Source organism: Bacteroides sp. MSK.20.82 (genome assembly GCF_019052485.1).
Classification (GTDB): Bacteria; Bacteroidota; Bacteroidia; order Bacteroidales; family Bacteroidaceae; genus Bacteroides; species Bacteroides thetaiotaomicron.
In genome coordinates, this window is the sequence record NZ_JAHQUN010000154.1 from 1 (window position 1) to 405 (window position 405).

General features: G+C 43.0%; 1 protein-coding gene and 2 tRNA genes. All 3 read right to left on the reverse strand.

Translation table 11 applies throughout. The features are described 5' to 3' along the window. Positions 1-197: GTP-binding protein (locus KTR07_RS28240; RefSeq protein WP_254306587.1), on the reverse strand; the 197-nt coding region annotated here is incomplete at its 3' end. A gap of 50 nt (positions 198-247) precedes the next feature. Next, positions 248-319, reverse strand: a tRNA-Thr gene (locus KTR07_RS28245). A gap of 12 nt (positions 320-331) precedes the next feature. After that, positions 332-404 (reverse strand) — tRNA-Gly (locus tag KTR07_RS28250). Between the last annotated feature and the right edge of the window lies 1 nt (position 405).

The following is a 405-nucleotide window of genomic DNA, read 5'->3' on the forward strand; positions in this document are numbered from 1 at the left end:
GAAGTATTGATAGTAATACCTCTTTCTTTTTCTTCAGGAGCGTTGTCGATAGAATCGAAAGAACGCAATTCAGAAAGACCTTTTTTTGCCAACACAGTAGTGATAGCAGCTGTCAACGTTGTCTTACCGTGGTCTACGTGACCGATTGTACCAATGTTTACGTGCGGTTTGGTACGTTCAAATTTCTCTTTAGCCATAGCTTTACTTGTTATTTATTTGATTAATAATCAGCATTTACATCTTTATGAGCTGTTACCGGGACTTGAACCCGGGACCTCTTCCTTACCAAGGAAGTGCTCTACCGCTGAGCTATAACAGCAAGAAAAAAAAGAGCGGAAGACGGGGCTCAAACCCGCGACCCTCAGCTTGGAAGGCTAATGCTCTATCAACTGAGCTACTTCCGCA